Source organism: Pseudomonas citronellolis (assembly GCF_029335315.1).
Lineage (GTDB): Bacteria > Pseudomonadota > Gammaproteobacteria > Pseudomonadales > Pseudomonadaceae > Pseudomonas > Pseudomonas citronellolis_A.
This window is the reverse complement of record NZ_JARJLT010000240.1, coordinates 1-2,380: the sequence shown is the minus strand read 5'-3', so window position 1 is coordinate 2,380 and position 2,380 is coordinate 1. Positions and strand designations below refer to the sequence as shown.

The following is a 2,380-nucleotide window of genomic DNA, read 5'->3' as shown; positions in this document are numbered from 1 at the left end:
AGGCGCTGGTCGGGCAGCTCGGCGCAGGCGCCGAGCTGCGCCAGGAGCAGGGCGGCAGCCAGGCGGCGGGCCAGTGGGGGAGAGCTCATCGGCTGCTGCATCGTTTCGACTCAGCGTCCGTCACGGCCGAACAGGCCCAGGAACTTGTCCTGCAGGCGGGTGCCAGGCATTCCGCCGACGCTGACCTGCACCGGCCGGCCGGCCATTTCGCTGTTCAGCGGCTGGTCGGGCTGGATCTGCACGCGCACTTCCGTCGACAGGTCGCCGTCCAGTGGCGCGCTGCGCAGGACATGGCCGTCGTACACCTGGTTGGCGCCGACGACCTGGAAGCGTACCGGCGCGCCAGGGGCGAGCTCCGCGGCGTGGCGGAAGTCGAAGCGGGCCTCGATGGCGGCGGCGGTGTTGCGCGGGGCGAGGGTGAAGATCACTTCGCCCTTGTTGGCGTACTGGCCGTCGGCGACGCGCTGCTCGATCACCCGGCAGTCGCAGGGGCTGGTCAGGGTGCCCTGGAGGCGCTGGCCGAGCAGCCTTTCGATGTTCTCCGGGGTCAGCTGGGCGTCGCTCAGGCTGCTCTTGAGCAGGTCCAGCATGGTGCCGGAGAAGGTGGCGATGGGCGCACCCTTGCCGACGTCGGCGCCGACCTTGACCAGGCTCTGCACGGTGCCGTCGCGGGGCATGCTGATCTGCTGGCCGGGCAGGCTGACCACGCCGGAGCTGGCGTGGGTGACCAGGTACTGGTTGTAGATCTGGTTGAGGGCGTAGGCGAAGGCCACGACGCCGACGGCGAAGATCGCCAGGGTCAGCGCGCCGGAACGCAGGCGCGCGGGCAGGTCGAGGTTGCCGGCGCCGGCCGTGCCGCGCGCGCGGGTGAAGTTATCGCGCTGCACGACGCTGAGTATGTCGCCGACGCTGACCAGTTCGCCGGCCAGGTGGGCGGTGATCAGTTGGCGCAGTACGGCGGTTTCGCGCGGCTGCAGGTTCTGCAGCTGGCAGCCGACGCGGTGGGCGGCGCCGACGCTGCGTACCTGGAACTCCACGTCCAGGGCCAGGTCCATGCTGTCGATGCGGAACAGCAGCTGGCCCTTGCGCAAGTCGCCGGCCTTCAGCGTTTTGTCGCTGTCGGTGATGGCGAAGCCGCCGGCGGAAAGGTCGAGCAGGCGGTAGTCGGCCTGGCCGGGGCGGGCGTCGTTCAGGCGCAGCAGGGCGGGCAACTTGATCCGGGCGTGCTGGCGCTGGGCCTCGGATTCGTGCACGACGTTCAGGTTGGCGGTGGCGGCGGTTGTCATGGTCGAGAGCTTCCTATGCTTCGCAAGGGTCTTGTTCTGGGGGGAGGGGGTCAGACGATGCTCAGCACGAGGGCGACGAACATGCTGGCGGCGGAGAAGGTCATGGCGCGTGAGGACCAGGTGTTGAACCAGCGCTGGTAGTGGCTCAGGCCGCGTTCGAGCTTGGTGCTCTGGCGCGTCCAGGACTGGCGATCGAGGCGGAAGAACACGTAGATCTTCACCAGCGCGCTGACGATCTGGTTGTAATAGAGCACCAGCGGGTAGGCCGGGCCGATCGGGTGGCCGGACAGCGCCAGCAGCAGGGTCAGCGCCAGGCGGGTGAGGCCGATCCACAGCAGGTAGGCCAGCAGCACGCCGATGCCGTACTTGAGGCTGGCGAACAGCGCCGCGGTGGGGCCCAGCAGGCTGGTCCACATGGACACGCGCTGGTCGAACAGCACCACCGTGGTGAACCAGCCCAGGCGCCGCGGGCGCAGGGCCAGGGCGCGGGTGTTCTGCCGCAGGTTGTTGCCGTACCAGCGGAACATCAGCTTGCGGCTGGCCTTGATGAAGCTCTTTTCCGGCGGGTGCTCGACGGTGTTGATCGCCGCGTCGGGCACGTAGAAGGTGTCGAAGCCCAGGCGCATCAGGCTGTACCAGCTGGACTTGTCGTCGCCGGTGAGGAACTGGAAGCGGCCCAGGCGCCAGTGGTCGAGGTGGTCGCTCTCGACGTCGGCGATGAAGCTCGGGTTGGTGATCACGGCAGCGCGGAACACCGACATGCGCCCGGTCATGGTCAGCACGCGCTTGGACAGGGCCATGGAGCACATGTTGATGTGCCGCTGGGCGAAGCGCAGCTTGTGCCACTGGCTCATGATGTAGCCGCCCTGGACTTCGCAGAATTCGTTGGTGGTCAGGCCGCCGACGTTCGGGAACAGCTTGAACCAGCGCACGGTGGCGCGGACCACGCCGGGTTCGAGCACGGTGTCGCCATCGATCACCGCCGCCACCGCGTTCTCGTCCGGCATGTGCCGGGAGATGGCGCGGAAGCCGTGGGCCAGGCCGTCGCGCTTGCCGGTGCCGGGGATGCGCACGAAGTCCAGCTTCACCTGGGC

2 protein-coding genes are annotated in these 2,380 nt (G+C 68.7%); both read right to left on the bottom strand.

The features are described from left to right. Positions 1–110 precede the first annotated feature (110 nt). Positions 111–1,286, bottom strand: coding sequence for an HlyD family efflux transporter periplasmic adaptor subunit (locus tag P3W75_RS18315; RefSeq protein WP_276228735.1), 1,176 nt, complete (start codon positions 1,284–1,286; stop codon positions 111–113). A 50-nt stretch (positions 1,287–1,336) separates the two neighbouring features. Further along, positions 1,337–2,380: glycosyltransferase family 2 protein (locus P3W75_RS18310; RefSeq protein WP_276228734.1), on the bottom strand; the 1,044-nt coding region annotated here is incomplete at its 5' end.